Below are 15,287 nucleotides of genomic sequence, written 5' to 3'. Positions count from 1 at the left end.
GGTGGAACTACGGCATCCGGCGCTAGGCTGGTCGGGCAGTCGCCGATCCCGCGCGGGAGAGACCCGGTCGCACGTGGACCGGGCGCCGAAGGAGCAACTCCTCCCCGGAACCTCTCAGGCACCCGAGACCGCGAGGGTGAGACGCCTCTGGAAAGCGACGCCGGTGCGGGGACCACCGGGCCGGCGTCCGCCGACGGGGAAAGCCCGGCTCCGGCCGGGTGAATCTCTCAGGCACCCGGGTACCCGGGTGGGGACAGAGGGGGAGGGCAGCACGTCCCGCATGCCGTCCTGCCCACCGCCCGAAAGGTCGTCCTCGTGACCGACGCGCCGCCTGCTCCGTCGAGCACCACGTCCGCCCCGCCGCAGCTCTCGCTCGCCGAGCTCGAGGCGGGGGTCCCGTTCGCCGACCGGCACGTCGGGCCCCGGCCGGCCGAGCTCGAGCGCATGCTCGCCGCGATCGGCGTCGGCTCGCTGGAGGAGCTGGCCGACCGGGCGCTGCCGCCGAGCATCCGCGACACCGGCGAGGTGCCGACGAGCATCCCGGCGCCCGCGTCGGAGACCGAGATGTTGGCCGAGCTGCGTGGGCTCGCCGACCGCAACACCGTGACCGTCCCGATGATCGGGCTGGGTTACGCGGGCACGGTCACCCCGCCGGTGATCCGCCGGCACGTGCTGGAGAACCCGGCCTGGTACACGGCCTATACGCCGTACCAGCCGGAGATCAGCCAGGGCCGGCTCGAGGCGCTGCTCGCCTTCCAGACCATGGTCGCCGACCTGACCGGGCTGCCGGTGGCCGGCGCGTCGCTGCTCGACGAGGCCACCGCGGCCGCCGAGGCGATGACGCTGCTCCGGCGGGCGGGCAAGGCGAAGAGCCCGCGGTTCGTGGTCGACGCCGACACCCTCCCGCAGACGGTCGACGTGCTGCGGACCCGCGCCGAGCCGCTCGGCATCGAGCTGGTGGTCGCGGACCTGGCCGACGGCCTGCCCGAGGGCGACCTGTTCGGCCTGCTCCTCTCGTACCCCGGCGCGTCCGGCCGCGTCGCCGACCCCCGGAGGCTGATCGAGGAGGCCCACGCCCGCGGGGGCCTGGTGGCGGTGGCCGCGGACCTGCTCGGGCTCACCCTGCTCACCCCGCCCGGCGAGCTCGGGGCCGACGCCGCGGTGGGCACGACCCAGCGCTTCGGCGTCCCGCTCGGGTTCGGCGGCCCCCACGCCGGCTACCTGTCGGTGCGCCAGCAGTTCGCCCGTCAGCTGCCGGGCCGCCTGGTCGGCGTGTCCCGGGACGCCGACGGCAACCCCGCCCTGCGGCTCGCCCTGCAGACCCGTGAGCAGCACATCCGGCGGGAGAAGGCGACGTCGAACATCTGCACGGCGCAGGTGCTGCTCGCCGTCGTCGCGGCCTGCTACGCGATCTACCACGGGCCCGAGGGGCTCACCCGGATCGCCCGGCGCACCCACCGGATGGCCGCCGTCCTGGCGGCCGGGCTCCGGGCGGGCGGCCTCGAGGTTGCCCACGAGAACTTCTTCGACACCGTGGTCGCACGGGTGCCGGGCCGGGCGGACGCGATCGCCGACGCCCTCCACACGGCCGGGATCTCCGTGCGCCGCATCTCCGCCGACGAGCTGGGCCTGGCCTGCTCGGAGCTGACCACCGTCGCACACCTCCGCGCGTTGTGGGGGGCCTTCGGCGTGGAGGCGGACGTCGCCGACCTGGACGCCGCCACCCCCGACGCGCTGCCCGCGGACCTGCGGCGGGAGTCGGAGTTCCTCACCCACCCGACCTTCCACGAGCACCGCTCGGAGACCGCGCTCATGCGCTGGCTGCGCCGGCTCGCCGACGCCGACCTGGCCCTCGACCGCACGATGATCCCGCTGGGCTCCTGCACCATGAAGCTCAACGCGACCGCGGAGATGGAGCCGATCACCTGGCCGGAGTTCGCGGAGCTGCACCCGTTCGCCCCCGCGGCGGACACCGAGGGAACGCGGGAGATGATCACGCAGCTCGAGCGCTGGCTCGCCGAGCTGACGGGGTACGCCGCCGTCTCCGTGCAGCCCAACGCGGGCAGCCAGGGTGAGCTCGCCGGGCTGCTGGCCATCGCCGCCTACCACCGCTCGCGCGGCGAGGCCGAGCGGAACGTCTGCCTGATCCCGTCGAGCGCCCACGGCACCAACGCGGCGTCGGCCGTCATGGCCGGGATGCGGGTCGTCGTGGTGGCCACCGATTCGGCGGGCAACGTCGATCTCGCCGACCTGCGCGCCAAGATCGGCGAGCACGGGTCGGCGCTCGCCGCGCTGATGATCACCTACCCGTCGACCCACGGCGTGTACGAGGCCGAGGTGCGCGAGGTCTGCGCCGCGGTGCACGAGGCGGGCGGCCAGGTCTACGTCGACGGGGCCAACCTGAACGCGCTGCTCGGGCTCGCCCGGCCCGGCGCGTTCGGCGGCGACGTCAGCCACCTCAACCTGCACAAGACCTTCTGCATCCCGCACGGCGGGGGCGGCCCGGGCGTCGGGCCGGTGGCCGTGGCCGAGCACCTCGCGCCGTTCCTGCCCGGCCGCGGCTCCGGTGACCACGCCGTCGGGGCGGTCTCGGCGGCGCCGTACGGCAGCCCGGGCGTGCTGCCGATCTCCTGGGCCTACATCCGGATGATGGGCGTCGAGGGGCTACGGCGGGCGACGCTCACCGCGGTCGCGGCGGCCAACTACGTCGCCGCCCGGCTCGACGAGCACTACCCGGTGCTCTACGCGGGCCGCGACGGTGCGGTTGCGCACGAGTGCATCCTCGACCTGCGCGGGATCACCAAGGAGTCCGGCGTGACGGTCGACGACGTCGCGAAGCGGCTCGCCGACTACGGCCTGCACGCCCCGACCATGTCCTTCCCGGTCGCCGGCACGCTGATGGTCGAGCCGACCGAGAGCGAGGACCTCGCCGAGATCGACCGGTTCGTCGCGGCCATGATCGGGATCCGGGACGAGATCCGCCGGGTGCAGGCGGGGGAGTGGCCGGTCGACGACAACCCGCTGCGCGGCGCGCCGCACACCGCGGCCTGCCTGGTGGACAAGTGGGACCACCCGTACCCCCGCGACCTCGCCGCCTACCCGACGGGCGCCGTGCCCGGGGTGCACGACCGCAAGGTCTGGCCGCCGGTCCGCCGCATCGACCAGGCGCACGGCGACCGCAACCTGGTCTGCTCCTGCCCGCCCATCGAGGCCTACAGCTCCTGACCACCCTGTGAGTGGCGATAGTCGCCATAGCGACTATCGCCACTCACAGGGGCTGAGCTGCGGGTTCGATGAGGGCGGTGCAGAGGGCCAGGAGGCGGGTGCGGAGCGGGGCGGCCCGCTCGGCGAAGCCCTGCTGTGCCCGGGCGTACTCGGCGCGGCCCTCGGGCGTCTCGATCCGGACCGGCGCGTACCCGCGGTCGGCGAGGTCGTAGGGGCTGGCCCGCATGTCGAGCTCGCGGACCTCGGCGGCCAGCGCGAAGCAGTCCCCGAGCAGCTCGGCAGGGGTGGCCGGGAGCAGCTTGTACGCCCACTTGTAGAGGTCCATCGTCGCGTGCAGGCATCCCGGCTGCTCCAGCGCGACCTGGTCCGCGCGCGTCGGCTGGAGCCGGTTCAGCGGGCGCGCGGCCGCCGTGAAGAAGCGGAACGCGTCGTGGTGTGTGCAGGTCACCGGCATCGACTCGACGACGGCGTCGGTGCCGGCCGTGCCGAGCCGCAGCGGGACGGCCCCGTGGCGCGGCCGGTCGGCGCGGTAGACCATCGCCCACTCGTGCAGCCCGAAGCAGCCGTAGCGGGCGGGGCGGACGGCCGTCGCGGAGACCAGCCCGTGCACGAAGCCCGCGGTGCGGTGCAGCCGTTCGGGCAGGAGCGCCGGATCGAGGACGACGCCGGCGCCGTCCGGCCGGTAGCCCGGGCGATCGGCGAACTCGCCGACCGCGCCGAGCAGCCGGACACCCGGGCCGGGCTGCCACTGCTCGAGCTGCGCGGGCCGCAGCGAGTAGTACGTGAACAGGAAATCCTGCACCGGGTGCGGCTCGCGGCGGCGCCGGCGCTCCCGGTGCGGCCCGGTCCAGCGCTCCATCCGGGTGCGGTGGGCGGCCGCCCGGGCCCGCCACGCGGGCTCGTCGAGTTCCTCGGTCACCACGTCCCGCAACGCTACGCGGCGGGGTCTGCGCAGGTCACCGGGGGTCGTGAGTGCCGAGTGCCGCTAGAGGGGCAGTCGGCACTCACGGGTCAGGACTCGCTGGTGTGGGTGGCGTCGCGGACCGTGCCGACGTAGTGCTCGATCAGGTCCTCCATGGCCACCATGCCGACGGTGGCGCCGAACCGGTCGACGGCGCGGGCGAGGTGCGCGCGGGTGGTGCGCAGGGCGGCGACGGCCTCGTCGAGCCGGGCGTCGGCGGGCACCTCGGGCAGGCCGCGGACCCGGGTGAGCGGGATGACGGCGTCGGGATCGTCGATCACGTCGAGCACGTCCTTGACGTGCAGGTACCCGGTGAAGCGGCCGTCCGGGGCGCGCAGCGGGAAGCGGGAGAACCCGGTCTGCTCCACCGCGCGCTGGACGTCCCCGACCCGCGGCCGCACGGGCAGCGAGACGAGCTCCCCGGCCGGCACGAGCACGTCGCCGACGGTCGCCTCGGCGGACCGCAGGGTGCGGGAGATCCGGGTGGACTCCTCGTCGTCGAGCAGGCCCTCGCGGCGGGAGTCCGCGATCATCTCCGACAGCTCGCCCGAGGTGAACGCCGTCTCCAGCTCGTCCTTCGGCTCGATCCGCAGCAGCCGCAGGGTGAGGTTCGCGAGGTGGTTGAACAGGTCGATGAAGGGCCGCATCACCGTCGTGAAGAGCAGGAACGGCGGCACCAGCAGGATCGCCGCACGCTCCGGGCCCGCGATCGAGATGTTCTTCGGCACCATCTCGCCGAGGAGGATGTGCGCCACCGACACCAGCGCGAGCGACAGCGCGAAGGCGATCGGGTGCAGCGCGGCCTCGGGCAGCCCCGCCCACTCCAGCGGCGCCTCGATGAAGTGCGCGACGGCGGGCTCGCCGAGCCGGCCCAGCAGCAGCGAGGCGATCGTGATGCCGAGCTGCGACGCCGCGAGCATCCGGGCCAGGTCGGCGCTCGCACGCAGCACGGTCCGGGCCCCGGCGACGCCGTTGTCGGCCATCGCCTCCAGCCGGTCCTTGCGCGCGCTGATCAGGGCGAACTCCGCCATCACGAAGAACGCGTTGGCGCCCAGCAGCAGGATCGCCGCCAGGACGGCGAGGACGTCGCTACCCACGGGCCACCGCCTCGGGCGCCAGCCGCGCGAGCCGCAGCTCGGCGACGCGGTTGCGGTCGCGGCGCATCACGGTGACCCGCCAGCCGTCGACCGCGACGTCGTCGCCCACGTCCGGGATCCGGCCCAGCCTCTCCAGCACCATCCCCGCCAGGGTCTCGTAGTCGCCCTCGGGCATCCGGAAGCCGGTGGCCTCGTCGACCTCGTCGGCGCGCATCAGCCCGGAGACGAGCCAGCTGTCCCGGCCGAGCGGGCGCACCCGGGCCTGTTCGGCGCGGTCGTGCTCGTCCCGGACGTCGCCGACGATCTCCTCGATCAGGTCCTCGAGGGTCACCAGCCCCGCCGTGCCGCCGTACTCGTCGACGACGACGGCGGTCTGCAGGCCGGACTCGCGCAGCCGGGAGAGCAGTTCGTCGCCGTCGAGGGACGCGGGCACGATCTCGGCGGGCTGCACGAGGTCGCGGACCGGGGTGCCCGCCCGCGCGCTCGGCTCGACGCCGAAGGCCTGCTTGACGTGCACCAGCCCGAGGACGGCGTCGGGGTCGCCGTCGTGCACCGGGAAGCGGGAGTGGCCGCTGCGCCGGGCGAGGGCGACGAGGTCGGCGACCGAGTCCGCGGCGTCGAGGGTGTCGACGCGCACCCGCGGGGTCATGAGGTCCTCGGCGACCCGGTCGGTGAACCGCAGCGACCGGTCGAGCAGCGCGGCGGTGCCCTCGTCGATCGTGCCGTGCTCGGCGCTGGACCGGACGAGCGAGCTGAGCTCGTGCGGCGACCGGGCCGAACGCAGCTCCTCGGCGGGCTCCACGCCCAGCCGGCGAACGATCGCGTTGGCCGAGCTGTTGAGCAGGTCGATCAGCCAGCGGAAGGCGTGGGCGAACGCGCTCTGCAGCCAGACGACCGCGCGTGCGGTCTCCAGCGGCTTGGCGATCGCGATGTTCTTGGGCACCAGCTCGCCGAACACCATGGACAGGGTCGTGGCGATCACCAGGGAGGCGATCGTGGCCGCGCCGGCCGACACCCCCTCGGACAGGCCGAGGGCCGTCAGCCCCGGCCGGATCAGCTCGGCGATGGCGGGCTCGGCGATGTAACCGGTGGCCAGGGTGGTGACCGTGATGCCCAGCTGGCTGCCGGACAGTTGGAAGGACAGCGTGCGGTGCGCCCGCTGCACGGCCCGCGCCCGCCGGTCGCCGACGGCGGCGACGTGCGAGTCGACCTGGCTGCGCTCCAGCGCGGTCAGCGAGAACTCCGAGGCCACCGAGATCGCGGTGCCCAGGGTGAGGGCGACCACGGCCAGCAGGCCGAGGAGGGAGAGGAGCACGGTCACCGGGGCCGCCGGAGGGGCCGGGCCGGGTGACGCTCCCGGGATCGGTGCGGCCGGGCCGAGCCCGGCGCGCTACTGCCTGACGGTCCTGCGGACGCGGACGGCAACGGGACTCCTGTCGGACTCGGGGTGCACGCGCCCCGGCCAGCGGTACCGGGGGCGCTCGGCCGAGTCTAGGGCGCCCGGTGCCGTCCCGCGCCCGACGGTCGCCGCACCGGCGGCGGGTTCCTCCGGACGGACGCGGCCGGCCGCCTCAGCCCGTCCGGACGACGACCTCCCGCGTGCCCCGGACCTGGCGTACCCGCTCCGCCTCCGCCTCGGCAGCCCGGGTCTCGGCCGCGCTGAGGGGGCGGAACTCGTCGACGGTGATGTCCAGCACCCGCCCCCGCGCCCGGGTGCGCCACACCCCGGCGACCTCGCCGTCGACGGCCACCACACCGGGTGCTCCGACCGCCCGCCAGATCACCGACCGGTGCTCCTTGGCCGGGACCAGCAGCTCCCGGTCCCGCCCCTGGAGGTACGGGTCGGAGGGCGGCAGCAGCCGGACGACGCCGGCCGGGTCCGGGGCGGGTCCGGTCAGCTCGTCGAGCAGCGCGGGCGGGCAGAGCACCGACCGGCCGTCGACGGTCACGGGCACGAGGCCGTCGGGCAGGGCCGGCCGGGCGGCTGTCGTGGACGTGCCGAGGAACCCGGCGACGTCCGAGGGCGAGGCGGGTGCGAAGAGGTCGAGGTAGGCGGCGACGACGGGGCCGGCGCCGGCGGCGTCGTCGGCGGGCGGCCCCGGCCAGTCCGGGACCGCCTCCAGGACAACGGGTTTCGTGCCCGGCCGCAGCCGCGCCCCGGCCGGCAGCCCCGCCAGCCGGAGCAGCTGCTCGGCCACGTGGTGCACCCCGCACGGGCCGCACCACGGCGAGAGCGCCGCCGGGACGATCCGGGTGACCTCGGTGCTGAGCTCGCCCTTGACCAGCGGCCCGCCGGACAGCACGGTCGCCACCGCCTCCGCCACGGCCCGGATCGCGCCGCGGGCGGCCGCACCCTCCGCCGCGAGCCGGGCCCGCTGCCAGCCGAGCCGGGCGGCCGCGTCGGCGGCGGAGACCGGCCAGCAGGCCGCCGCCAACGCGACGAGGTCCGCGTCCGGGTGCAGGTGCGGGGCGCCGCGGTGCGACCACACCACGCTCGCGCCCGGCGGGGTGTCCGCGGGGACCTCCCGCAGGCGCGCGGCCAGGGCCAGCGGCAACGACCCCGGCGGGGTGTCCTGCACGCCGAGGCGGAGCACCCGCAGCTCCGCCGGGTCGGCGGCGGTGCGCGCCGCGAGCCCGTGCGCCGCGAACCGGTGGGCGAGGACGCGGCGGCGGTCCAGCGCGGGGGTCGTCCCGGACATACCGTGCATCCTCCCGGGTATCCCGTGGGGGCGTCCGGTCGATCACGATCGGCGGAGGAGTGGTTCACCCCACGTCGCGGGGTCGGCCGGCCGATCGACGTCTAGGTTGGACCTCCATCGCACCCGAAGAACCCGACAGGACCGAGGTCCCGATGCCCGCGACGGTGCAGGCCACAGAGCAGACAGACCGCCGTGCCCCACGGCACGTGCTCCCGCCCGGCGTCCCGGGCGCCTCCCTCGGCCATCGCGACGGGGGCTCCTCGCCCTTCGTCGACTTCGACCGCGCCTCGTGGGCCCGGCTGGGGGAGACGAGCCCGCTGCCGCTCACCGCGGCGGAGCTGGAGCGGGTGCGCTCCCTGGGCGACGCGGTCGACCTCGCCGAGGTGCGCGAGGTCTACCTGCCGCTGTCCCGCCTGCTGAACCTGCACGTGCAGGAGGGCGGGCGGCTGTACCGGGCCTACCGGACCTTCCTGGGCGGCACGGCCGCGCGGACGCCCTTCGTGATCGGGGTCGCGGGTTCGGTCTCGGCGGGCAAGTCCACGACCGCGCGCCTGCTGCGGCTGCTGCTCGCCCGCTGGCCCCAGCACCCCCGGGTGGAGCTGGTCACCACGGACGGCTTCCTGTACCCGAACGCCGAGCTGGAGCGGCGCGGGCTCATGCAGCGCAAGGGGTTCCCGGAGTCCTACGACCGGCGGGCGCTGCTGCGGTTCGTCACCGAGGTCAAGGCGGGCCGCGCCGAGGTGACCGCGCCGGTCTACTCCCACCTGGTCTACGACATCGTCCCCGACGAGCGGCTGGTCGTCCGGCGCCCGGACATCCTGCTGATCGAGGGGCTCAACGTCCTGCAGCCGGCCTCGGGCAACACGGCCCTGACGGTCAGCGACTTCATCGACTTCTCGGTGTACGTCGACGCCGCCACGCAGGACCTGCGCCGCTGGTACGTCGACCGCTTCCTCAAGCTGCGCGAGACCGCCTTCCGCGACCCGGCCTCGTACTTCCGCCGCTACGCCGAGCTGGACCACGACGAGGCCGTGGCGCACGCCGAGAACATCTGGGCCACGATCAACGGGCCGAACCTGGAGGAGAACATCCTCCCGACCCGCGGCCGCGCCAGCCTCGTCCTCACCAAGGGCCCGCGGCACGACGTCACGCGGATCCGGCTCCGGAAGGTCTGACGGCGCAGGCCAGGGGGACCGGGCACTGTCCGAACTGTCCGGCTGGCAGGATGGGTGGATGACCGCGGAGCACGTCCCGCCGCCCGATCACCCGGTCGAGACCCCCGTCGCACCCGACGTGGAGGACCCGGAGCTCACCGAGGAGGCCACCCGGCTGCGGCTCGCCGTCGGCCGGCTGCATCGGCGGATCCGGATCGACGGCGGGGACTCGCTGCCCCCGCTGCAGCTCTCCGCGCTCGTGACGATCGCGATGCACGGCCCGCTGCGGCTCTCCGAGCTCGCGAAACGCGAGGCCGTCACGGCCCCGACCATGTCCCGGGTGCTCGGCGCGCTCGACGACCAGGGCCTGGTCGTACGCACGCCGGACCCGCAGGACGCCCGCGGCGTGCTGATCACGCTGTCGGACACCGGCCGGGTCCGGCTGGACGAGATCCGCACCCACCGGACCGCGCTCGTCGCCCGCCGGCTGCAGCGCCTCGACGCCGAGCAGCGCGCCGTCATCCGGGCGGCGCTGCCCGCCATCGAGGCCCTGCTCGAGGACGAGTAGCCCCGGGAAGGCTCAGGCCGGCTCGCTGTCGACCAGCACCTCGACGCCGTCGCCCCAGAAGCTGAGCAGGCCCGCGACCCGGCTCGACTCCGGCAGCGGGGTCTCGTACTCCCAGGCCGCGTCGGCGATCTCGGTGCCGTCGGGCAGCACCGCGGTCCAGTAGCGCGCCTCGCCCTTGTAGGGGCAGCGGGTGCGGGTGTCCGACGGGCGCAGCTCCACCCGGACCGCGTCCCTCGGCAGGTACCAGCGGTTCGGCAGCCCGGTCTCGGAGAGCACGGCCGGCGCGTCGGACTCCGCGAGGACCGTGTCGCCGTGCCGGACCTGGACGTGCCGGCGGGTCGGCCGGACGTCGACGCGGGTGTACGGGTCGGTGAGGTGGGCGAAGACCTGCTCCTCCTCGTCGTACCAGGCGTCGAGGGCGTTCCAGTAGAAGGCGGCGTAGCCCTTCAGCCACGGGGCCTCGGGCTTCGGTTCGGGGTAGGACCAGACGGCGTTCTCCGCGGTCCGGTCGTCCACGACCAGCGAGTGGTAGCTCGCGTCGCCCTTGAACGGGCAGTGCGTCGAGTGGTCGGTGGGGACGAGCGCGTCCGCGTCGACGTCGTCGAACGGCACGTAGAGCACCGGGAGCAGGGCGGTCTCGTGGACCAGCACGCCCCGGGTGGTGTCGACGACCGTCCGGCCGGCGAACTCCGCGCGGATGCGGCGCGGGAAGGGCTGGGCGAACAGCTTGTGGGCCGGGCCGTCGATCGCGTAGTTGACGGTGGTGGGTGAGTCGGGGGCCAGGGGTCCCTCGCGTCGGGTGAGTCCCATGTCACGGCCAACCCGCCGTCCCGGTGCGGCATTCCGCTCTGCGCGGTGAGTGGTCGAGCGTGATCGGATTGCGCGACGAAACATTGCGGGCCGCAATACGGGTACGATCGATTCATGCCCGAACGACCGATTTCCGCGGAGGGGTGACCCCGTGACGTCGACCACTGGTGCGGTCGCGCCCGAGAATCCGGCCCAGGACTCGCTGCACCGCCTCGAACACGAGATCACCGTGCTGATCCGGCGCACGTTGGAGCCCGTCTGGTCCGGCGGCTACGGCGCGCACGAGGCCGTGGACCGTTACACCTATCCCGTGCTCGCCGCGCTCGACGAGAACGGGGCGCAGTCGCTCACGCTGCTCACCGCGCGGCTGGGCGTGAGCAAGCCGACGGCGAGCCGGCAGGTCTCCCGGCTCTCCCGCGCCGGGCTCGTCGACGTCCGGCCGGACGAGCGCGACTCGCGGTCCGTCGTCGTGTCGCTGACCGCCGAGGGCCTGGCCCAGCGGGAGCTCGTCCGCGAGGCCCGGCTCCGCCCGCTGCAGGCCGTGCTGGAGTCCTGGCCGCAGGAGGACCGGGAGTCGCTCGGCATGCTGCTCGAGCGGTTCAACGAGGACCTGGACACGTACCGGGAGCAGGGCGGACGCTGAGCGGCACGGGCCGCACGGCGGGCGGCCCGACCGGTACCCCCGGACGGCCGCGGGGCGGGGCGACGAACGGGCGACACGCTGTGCCCGGCACGGCCCGGCACGGGGGACCCCGGTGATGCCATAGTGGGGGTGCCGGCCACGTCCCGGTCGCGTCACGTATCGCGCCCGGCGTCCGGGCGCTCCGACAGGGGGAGGGGGAGCCGGTGGACACGCTCGTCGCGCTGGTCGGGCAGCTGCTGTCCGTGCTGCGCGAGACCGTGGCCCCGCAGGCCTGCCCGGGTGTCTGGGCCTGGGCGACGTCGGCGCTCGGCCTCGGCGTCGGGCTCCTGCCCGCCGCGGGCGCCCTGGTCGTAGCGCTGCTGCGGCGGCGCTTCGGTGCCGCCTACGGCGGCGGGCGCGGGGTGCTCCTGGCCGGGATCGGCCTGCTGACCGCCGGACTGCTCCCGCTGCTCGTGTTCGTGGCCGCGGGGCGGGTGTTCGCCGCCTCCGCCGTCCGCGGTGCCGACGTACCCGGCCTGACCGGTGCCGCGGCGCGCTCGCTGCGCTCCACCGAGTGCTTCGTCGGGGCGCAGAGCACCTACTTGGGGTCCGGCACCGTCGGCGACGCGTTCGACCCGTCCGACCCGGTCCGGCTCGGCGTCGCCGTCCTGCTGCTCGGCATCGTGCCCCTGATCACCGCGGTGTTCGTCGGGATCCAGGCCCGGCTGGCGCTGCGCCGCGGACCCGCCTGGCCCGCCCGGTTCTTCTGGGGCCCCACCCTGGCGCTGGCCGTGCTCACCGCCGGCGTGCCCGCGGGCGCGTCCGAGCACCTCTGGGTCGGGGCCTGCCTGGGCGCCTTCGCCGGCATGCTGCTGGTCAGCGCCGTGCCGCCGCCGTCACGCGAGACGGTCCGGCGCTCGCTGCAGCCCGCGGGCCCGGCCCGCGAGAAGCGGCCGGCCGAGACCGGCGAGCAGCGGCTCGCCCGCCTCAAGGAGCGGATGCAGCCGATCGTGCAGCTCCCCTCCGCGGAGGAGCGCCGGGCCGACCGCTCCGCGCAGGAACCCCGCCCGCCGTACGCTGACTTCGACAGCAGCCGGCGGCCCGCCGCCCCGTCGCCGACCGCCGTTCCGCAGCCCCGCGCCGGCGGTCCCGCGCCGCTCGCGGCCGCGCCGGGCGCGCTGCCGCCGATCCCCGGCCGCGGGCCCGGCGGCTTCGGTCCGCCTCCCGGGCGCCCCACCGGCCCGGGCGGCACCCTCGCGGCCCCCGGACCGTTCCCCGGCCCGCCCGCCCCGATGGGTGCCGTCCCGGTGGGCGCCGCCCCGCTGAACGGCAGGGCGCCGCGCTTCCGGGTGCTGCAGCGCATCGGCGCCGGCGGGTTCGGCCGGGTCTGGCTGGCCCACGACGCCAAGCTCGGGCGCACCGTCGCGCTCAAGTCGGCCCACGCACCCGACGGCGAGACCGAGGAGCGGATCCGTCGCGAGGCGGCCGCGCTGGCCGCCGTCCGGCACCCGCAGTGCGTCCAGATCCACGACCTGGTGCACGCCAAGTCCGATCCCGGCCTGTCCCAGCTCGAGGGCCTGGTCATCGTGATGGAGTACGTCGAGGGCGTGCCGCTCTCGCGGCTGGTGCAGGAGCGCGGGCCGGTCGACGACGTGTCCGCCGCCCGGATCTGGAGCGGCGTCGCCGGCGCCCTCGACGCGGCCCACCGCCGCGGCGTGCTGCACCGGGACCTCAAGCCGGGCAACGTGATCGTCGACGCCGCCGGGCACCCGCACCTGATCGACTTCGGCATCGCCCGCCGGACCGGGGACTCCACGCTGACCATGACGGGCTTCGTGCTGGGCACCCCGGACTACCTCGCGCCCGAGGTCGCGGCGGGGCAGAAGGCGACCACGCGCTCGGACATCTGGCAGCTGGCGGCCACGGTGTCGTTCGCGCTGACCGGTTATCCGCCGCGCGGCGGGCACGCCGACGCGATCTCCGGGCTGCGCGCCGCCGCCGTCGGGGCCAAGCTCACCCACCTGCCCCGGCGCACCGCGCACCTCTCGCTGCTCAAGCAGGCCCTGCGCACCGACCCGGACCGCCGGCCGGACCTCGTCACCACCCAGCGGTCGCTCGACGAGTGGCTGCGCCGGGCGGGCGTGCCGGTCGCCGGCCCGGTGGGGGCGGGCACCGCCCGGCCGTGACGGCCGCCGTGCCCGCCGGGCCGGGCACCCGCCCGGTCCGGGACCGGATCGCGGGCGTCGACGCGGCGCGCGGGATCGCGCTGCTCGGCATGATGGTCACGCACGTCCTGCCGCTGCACACCGCGACCGGGGAGACGATCACCGGTGCGGTCGCCGCCGGCCGGGCCTCGGCGCTGTTCGCGCTGCTCCTCGGGGTGGGGATCGCGCTCGGAACGGGCGGCCACCTCGGTCTGCGGCCGCCGGATCCCCCGGGACCGTCGCTCGGCCGGCTGCATCTCGCCGCGGCGGCGGGCCTGGTCGTGCGGGCGGTGCTGGTGGCGCTGCTCGGGCTCGTGCTCGTGGAGCTCCGGCCACCGGTCGCGGTCATCCTCGCCTACTACGGCCTGCTCATCGTCCTGGCGATCCCGCTGCTGCGGCTGCGGGCCGGGGTGCTCGCGGCCGGCGCGGTCGTCGCGTGCGGCATCACGCCCGTCCTGAGCGCGTTGCTGCGCGAGGGGCTGTCGCCCGGCCCCGGGGCTCAGGTCGGGCTGTCGTCGCTGGGCGAGCCCGGCAGCGCGCTCGGCATTCTGCTGGTCACCGGCTACTACCCGGTGCTGACCTGGTCGACGTACCTGCTCGCCGGGCTGGCCGTGGGGCGGCTCGACCTGCGCCGCGCCCGGACGGCGTGGTGGCTGCTGGGCGGGGGTGCCGCGCTCGCGGTCGCGGCGACGGTCGTGTCGACGGTCCTGCTGGCGGCCGGCGGGGCCGAGGCGATCACCACTGCCTCGGGCGCCGACGCCCTGCGGGTGCAGCGCTACGGCACCGTCCCCGTCGACACCTGGTGGTGGCTCGCCGCCGGGGTGCCGCACTCCGGCACCCCGCTGGACCTCGCCCGGACCACCGGCAGCGCGCTGGCCGTGCTGGGCGCGATGTTGCTGGTCGCGGGGCGGGTCTCGACGCTCGTCGTGCCGCTCGCGGCGATCGGGGCGGTGCCGCTCACGCTGTACGCCCTGCACGTCGCCTCGCTCGCGATCCTCGGGAACACCGGGCTCGCGACGCTGCTCTGGCACGTCGGCTGGTGCCTGGCGATCGGGCTGGTCGCCCGCGCGCTGCGGATCCGTGGCCCGGCCGAGGCGGTGGTGTCCGCGGCCTCCCGTGCCGCCCGCCGGGCCGTGCTCCGGTCCGCGGGCTGATCGGCCACCCGGGCGAGTCCGGAAGGGCCCTTCGGCGCAGAAAGATCGTTCCGCGACGCAACCTCTCGGCCGTCCCGCCCGTCCCCCTGACAGGAGTCGACCCCTCCCGGTCGGCTCCCGCCGGACCGGGGGCCCGGCGTCGGGGAAGGGGAGCACATGTCGATCACGATCACCCGTCGGCTCGCCGCGGCCGGTGTGGCCGCCGCCGCGCTCCTGCTGGCCGGCTGTTCCGGCGGGACGGACGAGGTCAACGGCGGCACACCGGCCGGGAGCGGTGCACCGACGACCGCGCCGGCCACACCGCCCGCGAGCACCACCGCTGCGGCGCCCACGAGCGGCGGCGACCCGCTCAGCCCGCCCAACTGCCCCACCGCCTCGCTGCGGATCACCCTGGGGGACGGCGACGCCGGCGCGGGCTCCAGCTACCGCCCGCTGATCTTCACCAACACCGGCGGGAGCACCTGTCAGCTGCGCGGGTTCCCGGGTGTCTCGTACGTGTCCGGCGACGACGGGCACCAGGTCGGACCCGCCGCGGCCATGTCCGGGGAGCGGGGCGGCGAGGTGCGGCTGGCTCCCGGCGGCTCCGCGGCGGCCCAGCTGCAGCTCGTCGACGTGCAGAACTTCGATGCCGCCACCTGCCGGCCGACGCCGGTGCGCGGTCTGCGGGTCTACCCGCCGGGGAACACGCAGTCCGCCTTCGTGCCGTTCGAGACGACGGGGTGTGCGGCGGAGCAGCTGCCGGGGAACCAGCTGAGCGTGCAGACGATGACGGCTCGATAGATCGGCGCAGGAG

At 75.6% G+C, this 15,287-nt stretch carries 12 protein-coding genes and 1 riboswitch; of the genes, 7 read left to right on the top strand and 5 right to left on the bottom strand.

From position 1 onward, the window contains the following. The first annotated feature begins 43 nt into the window (after positions 1 to 43). A riboswitch (glycine riboswitch) is annotated at positions 44 to 141 on the top strand. Positions 142 to 315: 174 nt separating this feature from the next. Continuing rightward, positions 316 to 3,225, top strand: coding sequence for an aminomethyl-transferring glycine dehydrogenase (gene gcvP / locus PKE99_RS11285; protein ID WP_037038964.1), 2,910 nt, complete (start codon positions 316 to 318; stop codon positions 3,223 to 3,225). Positions 3,226 to 3,268: 43 nt separating this feature from the next. On the opposite strand, the gene PKE99_RS11280 is transcribed toward gcvP, so the two are convergent. From PKE99_RS11280 to PKE99_RS11265, 4 genes are all read right to left on the bottom strand, one after another. Continuing rightward, positions 3,269 to 4,084 carry a 3-methyladenine DNA glycosylase gene (locus PKE99_RS11280; protein ID WP_231498006.1) on the bottom strand — a complete coding sequence of 272 codons (816 nt, stop codon included), beginning with the start codon at positions 4,082 to 4,084 and terminating at the stop codon, positions 3,269 to 3,271. Between the two features lie 152 nt (positions 4,085 to 4,236). Next, positions 4,237 to 5,283 (bottom strand): hemolysin family protein, encoded by a 1,047-nt coding sequence (locus tag PKE99_RS11275; RefSeq protein WP_037038962.1) that lies wholly within the window; start codon positions 5,281 to 5,283, stop codon positions 4,237 to 4,239. Continuing rightward, entirely contained in the window at positions 5,276 to 6,604 is a 1,329-nt protein-coding gene (locus tag PKE99_RS11270) for a hemolysin family protein (protein WP_037038961.1), read from the bottom strand. Before PKE99_RS11270 ends, PKE99_RS11275 begins: the two co-directional genes overlap by 8 nt. A 250-nt stretch (positions 6,605 to 6,854) precedes the next feature. After that, positions 6,855 to 7,982: a DNA glycosylase AlkZ-like family protein gene (locus PKE99_RS11265; RefSeq protein ID WP_037038960.1), complete on the bottom strand. Its 1,128-nt coding sequence runs from the start codon at positions 7,980 to 7,982 to the stop codon at positions 6,855 to 6,857. A gap of 206 nt (positions 7,983 to 8,188) precedes the next feature. Between PKE99_RS11265 and coaA the strand changes: the two genes are divergently transcribed. Together coaA and PKE99_RS11255 are read left to right on the top strand one after the other, a co-directional pair. Continuing rightward, positions 8,189 to 9,157 carry a type I pantothenate kinase gene (gene coaA / locus PKE99_RS11260; RefSeq protein ID WP_037038959.1) on the top strand — a complete coding sequence of 323 codons (969 nt, stop codon included), beginning with the start codon at positions 8,189 to 8,191 and terminating at the stop codon, positions 9,155 to 9,157. 58 nt (positions 9,158 to 9,215) lie between these two features. Further along, positions 9,216 to 9,704 carry a MarR family winged helix-turn-helix transcriptional regulator gene (locus PKE99_RS11255; protein ID WP_081923627.1) on the top strand — a complete coding sequence of 163 codons (489 nt, stop codon included), beginning with the start codon at positions 9,216 to 9,218 and terminating at the stop codon, positions 9,702 to 9,704. A 12-nt stretch (positions 9,705 to 9,716) separates the two neighbouring features. Here the strand turns inward: PKE99_RS11255 and PKE99_RS11250 are convergent, their stop codons facing one another. After that, positions 9,717 to 10,514, bottom strand: coding sequence for a DUF427 domain-containing protein (locus PKE99_RS11250; protein ID WP_037038957.1), 798 nt, complete (start codon positions 10,512 to 10,514; stop codon positions 9,717 to 9,719). A gap of 151 nt (positions 10,515 to 10,665) precedes the next feature. On the opposite strand from PKE99_RS11250, the gene PKE99_RS11245 reads away from it, so the two are divergent. From PKE99_RS11245 to PKE99_RS11230, 4 genes are all read left to right on the top strand, one after another. Next, the gene (locus PKE99_RS11245; RefSeq protein ID WP_051736536.1) at positions 10,666 to 11,157 is read left to right on the top strand and encodes a MarR family winged helix-turn-helix transcriptional regulator; all 492 of its coding nucleotides are present in this window, start codon (positions 10,666 to 10,668) and stop codon (positions 11,155 to 11,157) included. Between the two features lie 203 nt (positions 11,158 to 11,360). Beyond that, complete coding sequence (locus PKE99_RS11240; RefSeq protein WP_271214872.1) at positions 11,361 to 13,322, top strand: serine/threonine-protein kinase; 1,962 nt, start codon at positions 11,361 to 11,363, stop codon at positions 13,320 to 13,322. After that, a complete protein-coding gene (locus PKE99_RS11235) occupies positions 13,319 to 14,494 on the top strand; it encodes a heparan-alpha-glucosaminide N-acetyltransferase domain-containing protein (RefSeq protein ID WP_063739612.1) in 1,176 nt (391 codons plus the stop codon). The genes PKE99_RS11240 and PKE99_RS11235 overlap by 4 nt, the downstream gene beginning before the upstream one ends. A 156-nt stretch (positions 14,495 to 14,650) precedes the next feature. Further along, positions 14,651 to 15,274, top strand: coding sequence for a DUF4232 domain-containing protein (locus PKE99_RS11230; protein WP_037038955.1), 624 nt, complete (start codon positions 14,651 to 14,653; stop codon positions 15,272 to 15,274). The last annotated feature ends 13 nt before the right edge of the window (positions 15,275 to 15,287 follow it).

The sequence above is a fragment of the Pseudonocardia halophobica genome, assembly GCF_027922425.1.
Taxonomy (GTDB): domain Bacteria; phylum Actinomycetota; class Actinomycetes; order Mycobacteriales; family Pseudonocardiaceae; genus Pseudonocardia; species Pseudonocardia halophobica.
Note: the sequence above shows the minus strand (reverse complement) of the source record. Positions and strands in the feature narration are given on the sequence as shown.